The organism is Kosakonia sp. MUSA4, assembly GCF_013085925.1.
In the GTDB taxonomy this organism is placed as follows: domain Bacteria; phylum Pseudomonadota; class Gammaproteobacteria; order Enterobacterales; family Enterobacteriaceae; genus Kosakonia; species Kosakonia sacchari_B.
The window spans coordinates 3,264,455-3,282,159 of record NZ_CP025697.1; the positions used below are offsets into that span (position 1 = coordinate 3,264,455).

The 17,705-nt window shown below is 53.1% G+C and carries 13 protein-coding genes, 1 tRNA gene and 1 pseudogene; 10 read left to right on the forward strand and 5 right to left on the reverse strand.

What is annotated here, in order from left to right; all coding sequences use genetic code 11:
* Window positions 1–10 precede the first annotated feature (10 nt).
* Window positions 11–1,882 (reverse strand): beta-glucoside-specific PTS transporter subunit IIABC, encoded by a 1,872-nt coding sequence (locus C0557_RS15505; protein ID WP_208659275.1) that lies wholly within the window; start codon window positions 1,880–1,882, stop codon window positions 11–13.
* Window positions 1,883–2,333: 451 nt separating this feature from the next.
* Here C0557_RS15505 and C0557_RS15510 point away from each other — a divergent pair, with 451 nt between their 5' ends.
* The gene (locus C0557_RS15510) at window positions 2,334–3,743 is read left to right on the forward strand and encodes a DUF1593 domain-containing protein (RefSeq protein ID WP_208659277.1); all 1,410 of its coding nucleotides are present in this window, start codon (window positions 2,334–2,336) and stop codon (window positions 3,741–3,743) included.
* A gap of 50 nt (window positions 3,744–3,793) precedes the next feature.
* Here the strand turns inward: C0557_RS15510 and C0557_RS15515 are convergent, their stop codons facing one another.
* Window positions 3,794–5,197 (reverse strand): glycoside hydrolase family 1 protein, encoded by a 1,404-nt coding sequence (locus tag C0557_RS15515; protein ID WP_208659279.1) that lies wholly within the window; start codon window positions 5,195–5,197, stop codon window positions 3,794–3,796.
* Between the two features lie 156 nt (window positions 5,198–5,353).
* Window positions 5,354–6,184 (reverse strand): BglG family transcription antiterminator LicT, encoded by an 831-nt coding sequence (gene licT / locus C0557_RS15520; protein ID WP_208662977.1) that lies wholly within the window; start codon window positions 6,182–6,184, stop codon window positions 5,354–5,356.
* A gap of 519 nt (window positions 6,185–6,703) precedes the next feature.
* Here licT and shiA point away from each other — a divergent pair.
* Entirely contained in the window at window positions 6,704–8,032 is a 1,329-nt protein-coding gene (gene shiA, locus C0557_RS15525) for a shikimate transporter (protein WP_208659282.1), read from the forward strand.
* 41 nt (window positions 8,033–8,073) lie between these two features.
* On the opposite strand, the gene cbl is transcribed toward shiA, so the two are convergent.
* Both cbl and nac read right to left on the reverse strand, forming a co-directional pair.
* Window positions 8,074–9,024, reverse strand: a complete 951-nt coding sequence (cbl, locus tag C0557_RS15530; RefSeq protein ID WP_074779742.1) for an HTH-type transcriptional regulator Cbl — start codon at window positions 9,022–9,024, stop codon at window positions 8,074–8,076.
* 101 nt (window positions 9,025–9,125) lie between these two features.
* The gene (nac, locus tag C0557_RS15535) at window positions 9,126–10,043 is read right to left on the reverse strand and encodes a nitrogen assimilation transcriptional regulator NAC (protein WP_007371389.1); all 918 of its coding nucleotides are present in this window, start codon (window positions 10,041–10,043) and stop codon (window positions 9,126–9,128) included.
* Window positions 10,044–10,374: 331 nt separating this feature from the next.
* On the opposite strand from nac, the gene C0557_RS15540 reads away from it, so the two are divergent.
* The 8 genes and pseudogenes from C0557_RS15540 (at window position 10,375) to C0557_RS15570 (ending at window position 17,704) form a co-directional block, all read left to right on the forward strand.
* A tRNA-Asn gene (locus C0557_RS15540) sits at window positions 10,375–10,450 on the forward strand.
* A 160-nt stretch (window positions 10,451–10,610) separates the two neighbouring features.
* A pseudogene (locus C0557_RS27485) lies at window positions 10,611–10,823 on the forward strand (Arm DNA-binding domain-containing protein); the annotation flags it as partial.
* Between the two features lie 303 nt (window positions 10,824–11,126).
* Window positions 11,127–11,483: a YdiL family protein gene (locus C0557_RS15545; RefSeq protein WP_208659284.1), complete on the forward strand. Its 357-nt coding sequence runs from the start codon at window positions 11,127–11,129 to the stop codon at window positions 11,481–11,483.
* A 54-nt stretch (window positions 11,484–11,537) separates the two neighbouring features.
* The gene (locus C0557_RS15550) at window positions 11,538–12,752 is read left to right on the forward strand and encodes an MFS transporter (RefSeq protein ID WP_208659286.1); all 1,215 of its coding nucleotides are present in this window, start codon (window positions 11,538–11,540) and stop codon (window positions 12,750–12,752) included.
* Window positions 12,753–13,018: 266 nt separating this feature from the next.
* On the forward strand, window positions 13,019–14,254 hold the full coding sequence (locus C0557_RS15555; protein WP_208659288.1) for an MFS transporter: 1,236 nt from the start codon (window positions 13,019–13,021) through the stop codon (window positions 14,252–14,254).
* A gap of 38 nt (window positions 14,255–14,292) precedes the next feature.
* Window positions 14,293–15,159, forward strand: a complete 867-nt coding sequence (gene ydiB / locus C0557_RS15560) for a quinate/shikimate dehydrogenase (protein ID WP_208659290.1) — start codon at window positions 14,293–14,295, stop codon at window positions 15,157–15,159.
* Between the two features lie 25 nt (window positions 15,160–15,184).
* Window positions 15,185–15,943, forward strand: coding sequence for a type I 3-dehydroquinate dehydratase (aroD, locus tag C0557_RS15565; RefSeq protein ID WP_208659292.1), 759 nt, complete (start codon window positions 15,185–15,187; stop codon window positions 15,941–15,943).
* A gap of 165 nt (window positions 15,944–16,108) precedes the next feature.
* Entirely contained in the window at window positions 16,109–17,704 is a 1,596-nt protein-coding gene (locus C0557_RS15570; RefSeq protein WP_208659295.1) for an acyl CoA:acetate/3-ketoacid CoA transferase, read from the forward strand.
* The last annotated feature ends 1 nt before the right edge of the window (window position 17,705 follow it).

A 17,705-nucleotide genomic window follows, 5' to 3' on the forward strand; every position in this document is an offset into this window, starting at 1 on the left:
AGATATTTATTTACAGCAACAGCGCCATCACCGGTTCGCCAGAGCGAGAATGCGGTTTATCGCTGATAGACAGTTCACGCCATGCTTCGCTATTGGTCACGATCACAGGCGTCACCGTGTCATAACCCGCCTTCTTAATTTCGTCGAGATCGAAGGTCAATAAGAGTTGACCTTTTTGCACCACATCGCCCTCTTTCACTTGCATCTGAAAATACTGGCCCTCCAGTTGAACGGTATTAATGCCCACATGGATCAATATCTCCGCACCGCCGGTGGAGCTAATGCCAATGGCGTGGCCGCTTTCGAAGGTACTGGCGATATGGCCATCTACCGGTGAATAAACGCGTCCTTCATCCGGCACAATGGCGAAGCCCTGCCCGACAGTACCGGATGAGAAGACTTTGTCATCTACGGCTGTCAGCGGGATCACTTGGCCTGAAATCGGCGCAGCAATCTGCTCGTCCACCACCGGGGCTACGTTTGCCGCCGCCGTTGTTTCAGCGCTGCGTTTTTCCCCTGGTGTGGGCTGCGGTGCAGGGTCGTCAAAGCCAACCAGCAGCGTCAGAACCAGACTGGAGGCAAACGCCACGATGCAGCCGATAATAAAGCCGATGAAGCCTTCGCCGTAGAAGATAGGCAGGGTCAGCAGACCCGGCATACCCATGGAAATCGCCGAGCTTTTGGCATAGCCCACAATGGCGCCGCCGAATCCGGCGGCGATTACCGCGCAGATAAATGGCTTTTTCAGCTTCAGGGTTACACCGTAAACGCCCGGTTCGGTGATGCCGAATAACGAGGCGATAAAGCTACTTCCCGCCAGCGCTTTCAGCTTCTTATCTTTGGTGCGCAGCATCACGGCCAGCAGCGCGCCAGACTGAGCAAATACCGAGGGACTGGATGCCGCCTTCAGGTAGCTGTGCCCCATCACCGAGATGTCATTGATAAATACCGTCACGAAGCCCCAGTGCACACCGAAAATCACCAACACCTGCCAGGCCGCGGCCATCAGCGCACTGGCAATAATCGGGTTTACGCTATAAATGGTGACAAACAACGAAGCAACAGCCTCACTCACCGAGACGCCAACAGGCCCGATGGTCATTAACGTCAGCGGCACCATCAGCGTGAGCAGGAAGAACGGCGTCAGAATATTACGCACGCTTTCGTGAATATGACGGTTAAGGAAGCGCTCAAAAATAGACATTAACCAGACACTGAAAATAATCGGGATGACCGTGCCGGTATATTTCATCATCATTACCGGCAGGCCGAAGAAGGTGACTGGATTGCCCGCGGTAAATAACTGTTGAATGCTGGGATAAATCAACGCCCCGGCAATCGAGACCGCGACAAAAATATTGGTTTCAAATTTACGTGCTGACGTAATCGCCAGCAGCATCGGCAGGAAATAAAACAGGCTGTCGGATGCCGCATGTAAAATAATATAGGTAGTCTCTGCGCTGGTCATCCAGCCTGCCGCCAGCACAATCGCCAGCGCACCTTTTAATACCCCGGCGGCAGCCATTGCGCCCAGCAGTGGAGTAAAAATCCCCGATACCAGATCGATCAGTCTCCCCAGCAGCGAAGCGCTGTTTTTCTGCTCCGGTACCGTCTGTTTGCTTTTATTATCGTCCAGCAGCCCGGAGATCGCGCCAATGGCGCGAAATACGTCCGGCACGCGGTTACCGATAACCACCTGCAGTTGGCCGGAGCCTTTAACCACGGTAATAACCCCGTCCAGCGCCTCCAGTTCCGGCTGGTTGACCTTGCTGTTGTCGATAATTTTAAAGCGCAACCGCGTGGCGCAATGCACCAGCGTGGCAACGTTGTTCTCTCCCCCCACCAGCTTAAGAATATTTCCTGCCAGCACTTCAGTATTCATAATGATAATTCCCGTTTTACATACGACAGTAATTGCCAGTGCATTATGCGTTCGTTGCCTGTATCCGCTGGCCAGCAGGAAAAAAAGCAAAAAAAAACCTGGATAAAATAGTGTGAGAAACACACTGCTTTACCCAGGTTTCGCCCAGAGAATTCTGGTCACGTCCTGACGAACGCCCTTCTTTTAACAATACTGACGGGGAAACGCCACTGACATATTCAATTTTGTGAAAATTATCACTAAATTTTCATTCCGCTGCGGGAAGCGAAACGTTAAATAAAGTGCCTGCATCACATTTATCAACAATAATGATTGCACCTGCTTCCCCCCTGTTCTTATAAATACGCCCTCAGGACGTTACATGATTTATCGGCGAAACCTGCTTTCTGTTGCTACCCGGCAACGGAAAGCAGGTTTTTTTGTTTTTGGCGATCCCATCAGAGAAAATATTATGCCCTCATTAAACCGAAAACTCAGCGCGCTACTCGCCTGCACCCTGACCAGCATTTGCGCCTTCGCCGCACCGGCACAGGCGGAGCAGGAGAAAACGCGTATTCTGATTTTATCCGACATTGGCAATGAGCCAGACGACTCGCAGTCGCTGGTGCGCTTCCTGGTGTACAGCAATGAATTTAACGTTGAGGGGCTGATTGCCACGACCTCCACCTGGCTACGGGATCGGGTTAACCCGGAAATGATGCTCAAACGCATTGACGCTTATGAACTCGCCCTGCCCAATCTGCGCCAGCATGCGGAGGGTTACCCGAGTGCCGCTGCGCTGCGGTCGGTGGTACGTGCCGGGCGCGCAGGCTACGGTATGGATTATGTCGGCGCGGGAAAATCCACCGCCGCCTCGGCGCTGATTATTCAGTCTGTCGATAAGCAAGATACACGCCCGCTGTGGATCAATGTCTGGGGCGGCGCGGTGGATCTCGCGCAGGCGCTATACGATGTGCGCGCCACGCGCAGTGCGCAAGAGGTTGAGGCGTTCGTCAGCAAAATCCGCGTTTATGCGATTTCCGATCAGGATAATACCGGCGAATGGATCCGCGCGCAGTTCCCGACGCTGCGCTATATCACCAGCATTCACGCCTGGAATGACTACTTCATCGCTACCTGGAGCGGTATGTCGTCGCGCTTTGCCGAGGGGGGAGATATGAGCCAGGTAAACAATAGCTGGCTCGATCAGCACATCCGTAATCAGGGCCCGCTGGGTGCGGCCTATCCGGCCATTGAATACACGATGGAAGGCGATACCCCTTCGTTCCTCTACCTGCTGCAGAACGGGCTGAACGCCCCGGAGCACCCGGAATATGGTGGTTGGGGCGGGCGCTATGCTGCGGTAACGCCCGACAGCCGCAGCGGGTTGCGTACGAGCACCTCCGATACGGTAACGGGCATTGATGGGAAAAGTCACCGCACCGCCAGTGCAACCATCTGGCGCTGGCGCGAAGCGTACCAGAATGATTTTGCCGCACGCATGCAGTGGAGCGTGACTCCCGACGTGAAAAAGGCCAACCATAATCCACAACTGGTTCTTAACGGAGAGCCGGGTCAGAGGATCGTTGGGCTACAGGTGAAAGCGGGCGAGGAGGTGAAGCTGTCAGCGCGGGGATCCCACGATGTCGATAACAACCACCTCAGCTACCACTGGTGGCAGTATAAAGAACCAACGGCTACCACCATGAATATTCACTTCGGCCCGGATCTTAAGCTGGAAAATAACCAACGCGAGGAGCTGAACTTCACCGCCCCTGCGGTGAAAACACCAACGCCGTTCCATATCATCCTGCAGGTGCAGGACGACGGCAAACCGTCGCTGGTCGCTTATCGCCGCGCCATCGTTACGGTAACGCCATAACCGCAGTACGCCCGGGCACCCTGTGCGCCGGGCGTACTGCCATGCGGCTATCAGACTGGATCGTTCAGGCTGGCGCCGTTGCTGCCAATCACATCGCGATACCAGAAGAAGCTTTTTTTACGGCGGCGTTCCAGCGTGCCGTTACCTTCATCATCACGATCAACATAGATAAAACCATACCGTTTGGACATCTGCGCGGTACCGGCGCTGACCAGATCGATCGGGCCCCAGCTGGTGTAGCCTAACAGCTCAACACCATCTTCGATGGCTTCTCTGACCTGCACCAGATGCGCCTGCAGATACTGGATGCGGTAATCGTCCTGAATCGAGCCGTCTTCCGCCGGAACGTCTTTCGCACCGAGGCCGTTTTCAACGATAAACAGCGGTTTCCGGTAGCGATCGTGCAGTTCGTTAAGCAGGAAGCGCAGCCCCTGCGGGTCAATCTGCCAGCCCCACTCGGAACTTTGTAGATGCGGATTGGGGATCATACGCATGATATTGGCACGCGAACTTTGATACAGCGCCGGTTGCGCCGCTGCACAGCCGCTCATGTAGTAGCTGAATGAGATGAAATCCACCGTCTCTTTCAGATCGGCCGCATCCTGCGTGGTGACATGCAACGCAATATTGTTTTCGCGGAAAAAACGCTGGATCCACGCAGGGTAAGCTCCCCGCGCCTGCACGTCGCCAAAGAACAACCACTCTCGATTCGCGCTTTGCGCCTTCAGCACGTCCTCCGGTTTGCAAGTAATCGGATAGCGAACGCCTCCCAGCAGCATGTTGCCGATTTTGGCATCCGGGATAATCTCATGGCAGGCCTTCACCGCGCGGGCGCTGGCAACCAGCTGATGATGAATCGCCTGGTAGATCTCCTGCTTGCTTCTGTCACCCGTCAGCCCGACGCCGGTAAACGGGGCATGCAGCGCCATGTTGATCTCGTTGAAGGTCAGCCAGTACTTCACTTTATCGCGATAGCGGGTAAACACCGTACGCGCATAGCGCTCAAACAGCGCAATCACTTCGCGACCGCCCCAGCCGTCGTATTTCTTCACCAGGCCATACGGCATTTCATAGTGGGACAACGTGATCAGCGGCTGAATACCGTAGCGCGCCATTTCATCGAACAGGCGGTCGTAAAACGCCAGCCCCGCGTCATTCGGCTGCGTTTCATCGCCCTCGGGATAGATACGCGTCCAGGCGATGGAAGTGCGCAGTACTTTGAACCCCATTTCAGCGAACAGCTTCACATCTTCCGGATAGCGGTGATAAAAATCGATAGCCACATCTTTCACGCCGCTACTAACGCCATCGCGCTCCACCACCTTACCGTGAATGCCCTGCGGCTGCAGATCGGAGGTGGAAACCCCTTTCCCCGCTTCGTTCCACGCCCCCTCGACCTGGTTAGCCGCCACCGAACCGCCCCACAAAAATCCTTCCGGGAATACCCTGTTCATCCTTACGCTCTCCTTCTATCGTCAATTCACCTGCGCTTTCAGCGGAGGCCTGAAAAACAAAAAACCTGCTTTACACCGGCATAGTCGCATGCGGTGCTAAAGCAGGTTTCGCCTGATGGGTTCAGTTACGCCCTGGAGTGTGACCTGATAGTCGCATTAACCGCCGCTAAGGCGATTAATATGGATGGTCAGAAACATCACCTCATCGGTGGTGAGCTGGCAGCCATAGTTTTTATCCACGTAGTGACAGATTTTCTTCGCACAGGCCCAGGCGGTCGGCATCATTTCAGTGATACCCTGGTAGATGCTGTCGTCGCCGTGCATCACGTTTTTTCGGTTCAGCAGCCGCAGGGCGAAAAATTTCAGATGCGTGACAAAACGCTGGTAATCCAGCGACTCTTCATCATAGGTCAGCTTCAGATCGTACTGCAGGATACTCAGTACATCCTTAATGATGGTCGCACTGTGCATGGTGCTTTGCATATCGCTGTTATTTTTTGCATTAGCCAGATGCAAAGCAATAAATCCGGCTTCATCCTGTGGCAAAGAGATACTCAGCGCCTGCTCGATTAGCCCCAGCGCTTCCAGCCCGACGGCAAACTCTTCAGCATAAAAGCGTTTAATATCCCACAGCAAAAAGTTCTTGATCACCAGCCCGTTAGTCTGGCGTTGAATGGCGAAATTAATATGGTCGCTAAGCGCCAGAAACAGCGAGTCCTGTACGGTGATCGCCAGCCGTTGCTGCGCCAGATTGATGATGCGCTGCGTGATAGCCAGGTGCGCCGGAGGGATCTCAGCCAGCAGTTGCGAAAAGACATCCGCCAGCCCCTCGGATTTTTTCACAAACTGGCTCTCAATTTCGCTGGCATCCACCCTATCGCCCGGTTTTTTGCCAAAGCCAATACCGCGCCCTATCGCCACCACCTCTTCGTGCTTTGCGTTGGTGAGCAGGACCGCATTATTGCTGAGTATTTTACCTACTATCATTGCAGCCATCTTTCTACGCGACCTTTTTCACAAAATTTATCGCCTGAACCACGCATCCATAGCACCTGGCCGTTACCTGTAATCTGCAATTTGAGTACAGCGCCAGTCCCGGCATCATAACAAGGCAAAAAAAAACCTGATTGCGTTGAAGCTGTTATGGCTTCAACGCAATCAGGTTTCGCTCAGGGTTATCTGATAACGTCCAGGCGTTGTTATAACCAACCGCACCAGCAGGCTCAAGCTCTCTGTTAAGGAACTGTGATGATAATCATGTACTCATCTCGCCGTGCGGGAAAATCCTCTTTATCGACCGGAGCAACCGGATAATCTTCTGCGCAGCCAGCTTCCCTGAGTTAAATTCCCCTTTCATGCATCCTGCTTTCCAAAAAGGTTTTCACCTGGCGACGGGCGCTGTAGTCTCATTAGCGGCTTTTACTTTGCTGCATGCGATGTGAGTAACCTTTTCCCTATACAAAAAACTAGAAAAATTTGGAAATTTGAGGAACGGACAGAACAATTATGGATTCCACGCTCATTACAACCCGCCCCGATGAGGAAGCCCCTTCTCTCAACCGTGCCCGTCGTGCTGCCTGGGGTAGCTTTGCCGGTGCGGTCGTCGACTGGTATGACTTTTTACTCTATGGCATTACTGCGGCGCTGGTGTTTAACAAAGAGTTTTTCCCACAGATCGATCCGACAATGGGCACGCTTGCTGCCTTCGCAACCTTCGGCGTCGGCTTTTTATTCCGCCCGCTGGGCGGCATCATCTTCGGCCATTTTGGCGATCGTCTGGGCCGTAAACGTATGCTGATGATGACCGTCTGGATGATGGGTATCGCCACGGCGTGCATTGGTATTTTGCCTTCGTTCGCCACCATTGGCTGGTGGGCGCCCGCTTTACTGGTTACCCTGCGCGCACTCCAGGGCTTTGCCGTTGGCGGCGAATGGGGCGGCGCGGCGCTGCTCGCCGTTGAGAGCGCGCCCGCAGGCAAAAAAGCGTTTTACAGCAGCGGCGTGCAGGTGGGATATGGCGTTGGTTTGCTGCTCTCCACCGGGCTGGTGTCGCTGATCAGCAGCATGACCAGCAACGCACAGTTCCTCAGTTGGGGCTGGCGTCTGCCTTTCCTGTTCAGCATTGTGCTGGTGCTCGGCGCATTGTGGGTGCGTAACGGCATGGAAGAGTCCAGCGAATTCGAACACGCGCAGGCTCAATCCGCAAACGCAAAACAGCAGAAAAAACGGCTGCCGGTGTTTGAAGCACTGGTTCGCCATCCGGGCGCGTTTTTGAAGATTATCGCCCTGCGCCTGTGCGAACTGTTGACCATGTATATCGTGACCGCTTTCGCGCTGAACTACTCCACGCAAAACCTGGGTCTGCCGCGCGAGCTGTTTTTAAATATCGGCCTGCTGGTCGGCGGTATCAGTTGTCTGACAATCCCGCTGTTCGCGTTGCTGGCGGATCGCTACGGACGACGTCGCATCTATATTACCGGCGCGTTACTCGGCGCCCTGAGCGCATTCCCGTTCTTTATGGCGCTGGAAGCACGTTCGATTTTCGGCGTGGTGCTCTTTTCACTGATGCTGGCGAATATCGCCCACGATATGGTGGTCTGCGTACAGCAGCCGATGTTCACCGAAATGTTCGGTGCAGGATACCGCTATAGCGGCGCGGGAGTGGGCTATCAGGTTGCGAGCGTGGTGGGCGGCGGCTTTACGCCATTTATCGCAGCCATGCTGGTGACGTTCTCCGGAGGCGAATGGCATTCGGTGGCGATGTATCTGACGGCAGGTTGCCTGCTTTCGGCGCTCACCGCGATGTTGATGAAAACACCGCAACGGCATAAATAATAAGGAAAAAGACGCAGCCGTTTATGCGCTGCGTCTTTTTTTTAAATCTGGTAATCAATCACCGCTTCATCCGGCTCCATCACCTGACGTTTAATATCATCTACGGACAGCCCGGCATTACACAGCTCGATAAACCGCCACACGTAATTGCGCTGTAGCTGACCGCGTTTCAGCCCCAGCCACACGGTGTTGGCGTCAAACAGATGCTGCGTATCCAGCCGCACCAGCTTACCCTCTTCGTTCTCGCCGCTCGATTGTTCCGCCACCAGCCCGACGCCCAGCCCCAGCTCGACATAGGTTTTAATCACGTCCGAGTCCTGCGCGCTGAGCACCACATCAGGGATTAACCCCTTGCGGCCAAACGCTTCATCGATACGTGAACGCCCGGTGATCCCCTGGCGGTAGGTAATCAACGGCCAGCGGCTGATATCTTCCAGCGTCAGCGGTGAGCACTGCACCAGCGGGTGATCCTCCGGGACCAGTAAGCTGTGATGCCAGCGGAACCACGGGAAAGCCGCCAGCGAACTGTCGTTGCTTAAGCGTTCACTGGCGATACCGATATCCGCTCCGCCGTTATGCAGCAGCGACTCGATTTCCTGCGGCGTTCCCTGAATCAATTCCAGACGGACTTCCGGGAACAGCGCGCGGAACGCTTTGATCACCGACGGCAAGCTGTAACGCGCCTGCGTATGCGTGGTGGCGATGGTTAACACGCCGGAGGTGTCATTGGTGAAGAGATCGGCGAGCCGACGGACGTTGCTCGCCTCATTGAGGATGCGCTCGGCAATCACCAGCAGTGCTTTACCCGGTTCGGTCATTCCCAGCAGCCGTTTGCCACGGCGGATGAAAATCTCAATCCCCAGCTCTTCTTCAAGCTCGCGGATATGACGGCTGACGCCTGACTGCGACGTGTAAAGCATGTTGGCGACCTCGGTCAGGTTGTAATCCCGCCGCGCCGCCTCGCGGATTATTTTTAGTTGCTGGAAATTCACCCTTTCCTCCAGGCCGATCAGACATAACGCTATTGTTAAAGTCTGTGGCCTGGCAGAACAAATAATAAAAACCAGCATCTTATTCCATTAAGGAATAATCACTAACTCACCAACTGCAACTCATGGCTTTCCATGGCCGGACGGCTGACTAAAGACATTAAAATATCTTTTACCGCCTGCGCTTGTGGTGACAACGAGCCGCGGGCCGAAACATTCAGCGACAGCGGCAGGTTCATTGATGGTGTGGTAATACGCGCCATCCAGCCGTTGGTTGCGCTACACAGCGAACGCGCGGCAGATTCCGGCAATACGGTAACGCCCATTCCGCTGGCGATGGCTGCGGTCAGCGTGGCAATGGATTCGATTTCGCCAATGATTTTTGCCGTCAGACGGCGCAGAGAGAACGCTTCGTCCACACGCAGACGCACAGCGCTATAGTCACGCGGCAGGAACAGATTCATTTCAGCGACTGCGGTTAAGTCCACGCTCTGCCCCGGACAATCACGGGTACCGACCAGATAGAGGTCTTCTTTCAGCAGCGGCAGGCTATTGATTCCCGCACCCGGCGCGCGCTCATACAGCACCGCCATATCCAGTTGACCACTCAGCAATTTATCATTCAGCACCGCGCCGCTGTTTTCATGCAGATAGACCGCCACTTCAGGCAGCTCGGTACGCACAGCCTGTAATAATGGCATGGTGACCGAAGACGCTGCCGTGCCCGGCGCAAGGCCGATGGAAACCTGGCCGCGCAAACACTGACCAACGTTGTTCACCGCCAGTTGTGCCTGTTCGCACTGACGCAAAATCATGCGCGCATGGGTATAGAGAATTTTGCCTGCTTCCGTGGGCGTTACGCCCCGTTTAGTACGGATCAACAATTGCTGATCCAGCTCACCTTCCAGAGTGGCGACTTGCTGACTCAGCGCGGGCTGCGCAATATGCAATACTTCGGCTGCCTGAGTCAGGCTTCCAATATCGACGATTTTTACGAAGTATTTCAGTCGTCTTAAGTTCATTTTGCCTCCTGTAAGGGATACCAATGCCAACGCCGGTTGTTATGATGTCGGAGGAGTTGCAATATGCTTGCCAGTTTTAGTTAGGGAGGAAATTAACGCTTAACAGGCTGGATAATAAGAGTTTCTAATTACAACACAGGGTATTATCACTGAAACAACAGTTTGCGATCTGCCCCATTAGGGGTATTTTGCACCATACTAGTGCAAACGCGGGTTTATTGAGCAGACATACGCACAGGTTGCCGAAATTGTCAGCAAACGATCGCGCTCAGGCGATCCACCCTTTGACAAGCCCGGACGTGACCGATAATATGCGCCCCGTTCACACGATTCCTCTGTAGTTCAGTCGGTAGAACGGCGGACTGTTAATCCGTATGTCACTGGTTCGAGTCCAGTCAGAGGAGCCAAATTCTTGTTCTTATGCCTCTTTGCGAATTTCTATCTTTTATATATTCAATAAGTTAGCGTAAAAACGTTTCCCGATGCATTCGCAGTTCCCCTCCGCATCGGGAAAAATTAGTGGTCTGATCTGGGGTCATTTCAGTTCGATAATGGAGTGACCACCCTATGTCTCTTTCCGACACGAAAATCCACAGCCTCAAGCCCGCAGTCAAACCCTTCAAAACACCCGATTCTCACGGTCTGTATCTATAGGTTAATCCAAATGGATCCCGACTCTGGTATTTCACGTACCGTATCAATGGTAAAGAATCCCGTCCTGGCTTAGGTGCTTCCCCTGTTGTGTCTCTGGCTGATGCCCGACAGCAACGCGAGGGAATCCCGCTCAACAACGCATTGCTGAAACCCTACCCGGCGCCACATCATCTGGCGGGTGTCAGTCCGGGTGCCCTCAAACAGGCCCCGTTGTGAGGACAGAAACTGTCTACCGGGACGTGGGCACTCCAATAGGTGAAAAAATGGAGATTGCTGTATCGCCCTGCCTGCCATGTCTGGCGTGCATCTGCGCATTTTCACACGCTGGTAACAAATAATATTGCACAAGATAATGCGACTCTCTTCAACTCCGAAACGGTTCAATAGTGTTATTTATGCTTAATCGATTCTGGCTGAAGTAATTAAATAATGAACGCATATGAATTACAGGCATTACGCCATATTTTCGCCATGAGTATTGAGGAGTGCGTTATCTGGATTGCACCACAGCATAATGCACAAACCTGGCAGGAATGGGAAAACGGTGAAAGCGAGATCCCGGCAGATATTGTTGAAAAACTGCTGGAGATGAGAAAAAAAAGACAATCACACCTCAACGCCCTCATTAAACGAATAAATAATCGCATTGGTAATAATACCATGCGTTTTTTCGCCGACTTAACCGCATTTCAGACGGTATATCATGATGGCAATTATCTGGACTGGAAGGTTTATCAGTCGGTTGCAGCCGAACTCTATGCTCACGATCTCGAGCATCTGTGTTAACACGGTTGGTCACCCCACCGACGATTTATTTTACCGTCACGCAGCACACAAACAATGAAAAACACCTATCTCACAACCGCATTAGGCCTCTATTTTAATTACCTGGTGCATGGCATGGGGGTCATTCTGATGAGCCTCAATATGTCCTCACTCGAACTGCAATGGCAGACCAATGCCGCCGGTGTTTCGGTGGTGATCTCCTCGCTGGGCATTGGCCGATTAAGCGTCCTGTTTTTTTCCGGAATGTTATCCGACCGCTTTGGCCGCCGACCTTTTGTGATACTCGGCATGCTCTGCTACCTGGTCTTTTTTATCGGCATTATTCATACCCACAGTATTATGCTGGCCTACGCGTTCGGCTTTTTAGCCGGTATCGCCAACAGCTTTCTTGATGCCGGAACCTACCCCAGCCTGATGGAGGCGTTTCCACGCTCGCCCGGCACGGCAAATGTACTGATCAAAGCGTTTATCTCTGCGGGGCAGTTTTTATTGCCGATGATCATCAGCCTGCTGGTGTGGGCGGAACTGTGGTTTGGCTGGTCGTTTCTGATTGCTGCCGCCATCATGCTGGTCAACGGCGTGTTTCTACTGCGCTGCACATTTCCGCCCCATCGCGGTCATAAATCTCCTGGCGCGCAGGCGGCAAATGATATGGCGCAAGAGAAACACCGCTGCTCTGTTATCGATCTGGCCAGTTACACGCTGTACGGTTACATATCGATGACCACATTTTACCTTATCAGCCAATGGCTTGCGCAATATGGTCAGTTTGTTGTCGGCATGTCCTACACCGAGTCCATCAAGCTGCTCAGCGTCTACACCTGCGGTTCGCTGCTGTGTGTCTTTATCACTGCCCCACTGGTGCGTAAGCTTGCCATGACCATGAAATTGCTGGTGATTTATACCTTTATCTCCTTTATTGCGCTGCTAACGGTCTGCCTGCATCCCAGCATACCGGTGGTGATCGCGTTCTCCTTTGTGATTGGTTTCTCTTCAGCGGGTGGCGTGGTACAGATTGGCCTGACGCTGATGGCTGCGCGCTTCCCCCATGCTAAAGGAAAAGCCACCGGTATTTATTACAGCTCGGGCAGTATTGCCACCTTTACCATTCCGCTTATCACTGCGCATCTCGCGGAAAGCAACATTGCCGATATTATGTGGTTCGATACGGCCATTGCCGCCGTCGGCTTCCTACTGGCGCTATTTATTGGCCTGCGCAATCGCATCGAGTCCCGACGTTTAATGAATATGTCGCCGTTAGCGGAATAACCCGAAAAGCATCGTATGCAATATTATTGACGGCCTCATGCAAAATACGATGGCGATTTATTAACGCCGCTGAAGATATCGCTAAAAAGGGCATAAAAACAATTTCTCCTCACATTTTAGCCTGCAATAAACCTGGCAAATTAAGCGCCATGCTATGTATGCCCGCCCGCCGTGAGCAAGTAAATTAATCACTAAACTCGCCACCTGGAATCACGACCGGCGCGAGCAGAATAAATTTAAAAAATCAGCACGGAGCGGTGAATAAAATGTCTCAGAAAAAGGCTTTCAATACGCCATTTTTGCTGGCTGTTATCTGTATCTATCTTAGTTATTTTTTACATGGCATCAGCGTCATTACGCTGGCGCAAAACATGACATCGCTGGCAGCGAAATTTTCTACCGATAATGCCGGCATCGCATATTTAATTTCCGGCATCGGTCTTGGTCGGCTGGTCAGTATTCTGTTCTTTGGTGTGATTTCCGACAAGTTTGGCCGCCGCACCGTTATTCTGCTGGGCGTCATACTGTATATGCTGTTTTTCTTCGGTATTCCGTCAAGCCCGAATCTGATGGTGGCCTTTATACTGGCAGTGTGTGTCGGCGTGGCGAATTCGGCGCTGGATACCGGCGGTTACCCGGCACTGATGGAGTGTTTCCCGAAAGCCTCCGGCTCGGCGGTGATCCTGGTGAAAGCGATGGTCTCCTTCGGCCAGATGCTCTACCCGATGATCGTCGGCTACATGCTGCTTAATAACATCTGGTACGGCTACGGCGTTATCATTCCCGGCGCGCTGTTTGTCATTATCACGCTGATGTTGCTGAAAAGCACCTTCCCCGGTCAGCAAGTGGACGCCAGTGTCGCCAAAGAGTTGCCGCAGATGAACAGCAAACCGTTACCGTGGCTGGAAGGCGTGGCCTCGGTGCTGTTTGGCGTCGCTGCTTTCTCCACCTTCTATGTGATTGTGGTCTGGATGCCGAAGTATGCCATGGCGTTTACCGGAATGGCGGAAGCCGACGCCCTGAAAACCATCTCTTACTACAGTATGGGCTCGCTGGTGTGCGTATTTATTTTCGCCGTACTACTGAAAAAAATGGTGCGCCCAATCTGGGCTAACGTTTTCAACGCCGGACTTGCCACCCTCACCGCGGCGGTTATCTATCTCTATCCGTCGCCGCTGGTGTGTAACGGTGGGGCTTTTGTTATCGGCTTCTCCGCCGCGGGGGGCATCCTGCAACTGGGCGTATCGGTGATGTCGGAGTTCTTCCCAAAAAGCAAAGCCAAAGTCACCAGCGTATATATGATGATGGGCGGGCTGGCGAACTTTATTATTCCACTCATTACCGGTTATCTCTCTAATATCGGCCTGCAATACATCATCCTGCTGGACTTTATATTTGCACTACTGGCCTTTATCACCTCCGTTATTGTCTTCGTCCGTTACTACCGAGTATTTAATATTCCCAAAAATGATTTGCGGCTAGGCGAGCGTTATTTTCAGTGAACAATTCTGATTCATTATAAGGGTTCAAGGAGTTTATTATGGATGTAACAGCAAAATATGAACTGATTGGCCTTATGGCCTACCCCATCAGACACAGTCTGTCTCCTGAAATGCAAAATAAAGCGTTAGAAAAAGCAGGATTGCCCTTTACCTATATGGCCTTTGAAGTCGACAACACGACCTTTGCTAACGCTATTGCCGGACTGAAAGCGTTAAAAATGCGTGGCACCGGGGTCTCCATGCCCAATAAACAACTGGCATGCGAATATGTCGATGAACTCACCCCAGCGGCGAAACTGGTGGGCGCCATCAACACTATCGTCAATGACGACGGCTATCTGCGCGGCTACAACACCGACGGGACCGGCCATATTCGCGCCATTAAAGAGAGCGGCTTCAACATCAAAGGCAAAACCATGGTGCTGCTGGGTTCAGGCGGCGCATCCACGGCGATTGGCGCGCAGGCGGCAATTGAAGGGATGAAAGAGATCAAGCTGTTTAACCGCAAAGATGATTTCTTTGAAAAAGCGGTCGCTTTTGCCAAACGGGTCAATGAAAACACCGATTGCGTGGTCACGGTGACCGACCTCGCCGACCAGAAATCCTTTGCTGCCGCGCTCGCCACGGCGGACATTCTCACCAACGGAACCAAAGTCGGCATGAAGCCGCTGGATAACGAATCCCTTATCAGTGACGTGAGCCTGCTACGCCCGGATCTGCTGGTCACCGAAAGTGTCTATAACCCACATATCACGAAGTTATTGCAGCAGGCACAACAAGCGGGCTGCAAAACAATTGATGGTTACGGCATGTTGTTATGGCAAGGCGCTGAGCAGTTCAAACTGTGGACCGGTAAAGAGTTCCCGCTGGAATACGTGAAACAGGTCATGGGCTTTGAAGCCTGACAGGTTGGTGAATAAAAGGTACTCAATGAAAACCATAACCGTAAAAAATCTGGTGATTGGCGAAGGCGCGCCAAAGATCATCGTCTCACTGATGGGCAAAGATATTGCCAGCGTCAAAGCAGAAGCGCTGGCCTATCGCGACGCCGATTTCGACATTCTGGAATGGCGCGTTGACCATTTTGCCGATGTGGCGTCTATCGATACCGTACTGGAAGCTGCCGCCATCATCCGCAGCACGCTGGCGGATAAACCGCTGCTGTTTACCTTCCGCAGTGCGAAAGAAGGCGGCGAACAGGCGTTGTCCGCCGATGACTACATCACGCTCAACCGTGCAGCGGTAGACAGCGGTCTGGTGGATATGATTGATCTGGAGCTGTTTACCGGCGACGAGCTGATCAAAACCACGGTGGCACACGCGCAAGCGAAAAACGTGCGGGTGGTGATGTCCAACCATGATTTCCATAAAACACCGCCAGCGGAAGAGATTGTCGGGCGTCTGCGCAAAATGCAGGAACTGGGGGCGGATATCCCCAAAATCGCGCTGATGCCACAAAGCAAAACCGATGTGTTGACGCTGCTTAGCGCCACGCTGACGATACAGGAGCAGTATGCCGACCGTCCGCTGATCACGATGTCGATGGCCAAAACCGGGGTGATTTCACGCCTCGCGGGCGAAGTCTTTGGTTCTGCGGCCACCTTTGGCGCAGTGAAAAAGGCGTCGGCACCTGGTCAAATATCCGTTGGCGATCTGCGTACGGTATTAACGATATTGCATCAGGCCTGATAACCTGAATTCAGGCGGGAATCAACCTTCCAGCCACAAATTAAAAAATAATGACCTGAATGAATATTTATCATCAATATTCAGTGGACGCGTGCGGCTTTTTTTGCCCATCACCATGGCGAAATAAGGCCAGCGTTGTACCAGGCATTATTGCCAGGAGTTATTATGAAACCTGAAAGACCATCACGTATTAACGGGCGTGTGACTGTGCTATCGGCACAGGATGCGGTGAGCTATATTCCGGATGAGGCCACGCTGTGTATTTTAGGGGCGGGCGGCGGCATCCTCGAAGCCACCACCTTAATTAACGCCTTAGCCGATAAATATAAACAGACGCAAACCCCGCGTAATTTATCCCTTATCAGCCCGACCGGGCTGGGCGACCGGGCCGATCGCGGTATCAGCCCGCTGGCGCAAGAAGGGCTGGTCAAATGGGCGCTGTGCGGCCACTGGGGGCAGTCACCGCGCATTTCCGATCTCGCCGAACAAGGGAAAATTGCCGCCTACAACTATCCGCAAGGTGTACTGACCCAAACGCTGCGTGCCGCTGCGGCCCACCAGCCGGGTATTCTGAGCGATATCGGCATCGGGACGTTTGTCGACCCCCGTCTGCAGGGCGGTAAGCTCAACGAGGTCACCAAAGAAGACCTGATCAAGCTGGTCGAGATCGACAACAAAGAGTACCTCTACTACAAAGCCATTGCGCCCAATATCGCCTTTATACGTGCCACCACCTGCGACAGCGAAGGCTACGCCTCGTTTGAAGATGAAGTGATGTATCTGGATGCGCTGGTGCTCGCCCAGGCGGTGCATAACAACGGCGGCATTGTCATGATGCAGGTGCAGAAAATGGTCAAAAAGGCCACGCTGCATCCAAAATCGGTACGTATTCCGGGTTATCTCGTGGATATCGTCGTCGTGGACCCTGACCAGACGCAACTGTACGGCGGCGCACCGGTAAACCGTTTTATCTCTGGCGACTTCACACTGGATGACAGCACGCAACTCACCCTGCCCCTCAACCAGCGCAAACTGGTGGCACGCCGCGCACTGTTTGAAATGCGCAAAGGCGCGGTCGGCAACGTCGGCGTCGGCATTGCCGACGGCATCGGACTGGTGGCGCGGGAAGAAGGCTGTGCGGACGACTTTGTCCTGACGGTGGAAACCGGGCCGGTCGGTGGCATTACCTCACAGGGGGTGGCATTTGGCGCGAACGTCAATACCCGTGCCATTCTCGATATGACGTCGCAATTTGATTTTTACCACGGCGGCGGACTGGATGTGTGTTACCTGAGCTTTGCCGAAGTGGATCAGCACGGCAACGTTGGCGTGCATAAATTCAACGGCAAAATCATGGGCACGGGCGGGTTTATTGATATCAGCGCCACCTCACGAAAAATTGTCTTCTGCGGCACCCTCACCGCAGCCGGTCTGAAAACCGACATTACCGACGGCAAACTGAACATTGTGCAGGAAGGTCGGGTGCAAAAATTCGTCGACACCCTGCCGGAGATCACCTTCAGCGGAAAAATCGCCCTCGAACGCGGGCTGGATGTCCGCTACATCACTGAACGCGCCGTCTTCACACTGAAAGAAGATGGTCTGCATTTAATCGAGATAGCCCCTGGGGTCGACCTGCAAAAAGATATCCTCGCTCAGATGGCGTTCGCACCGGTGGTGTCACCGGATGTGAAACTGATGGACAGCAGATTATTTATCGACGCCACCATGGGTTTTGTGTTGCCCGAAGCGGCTAATTAAA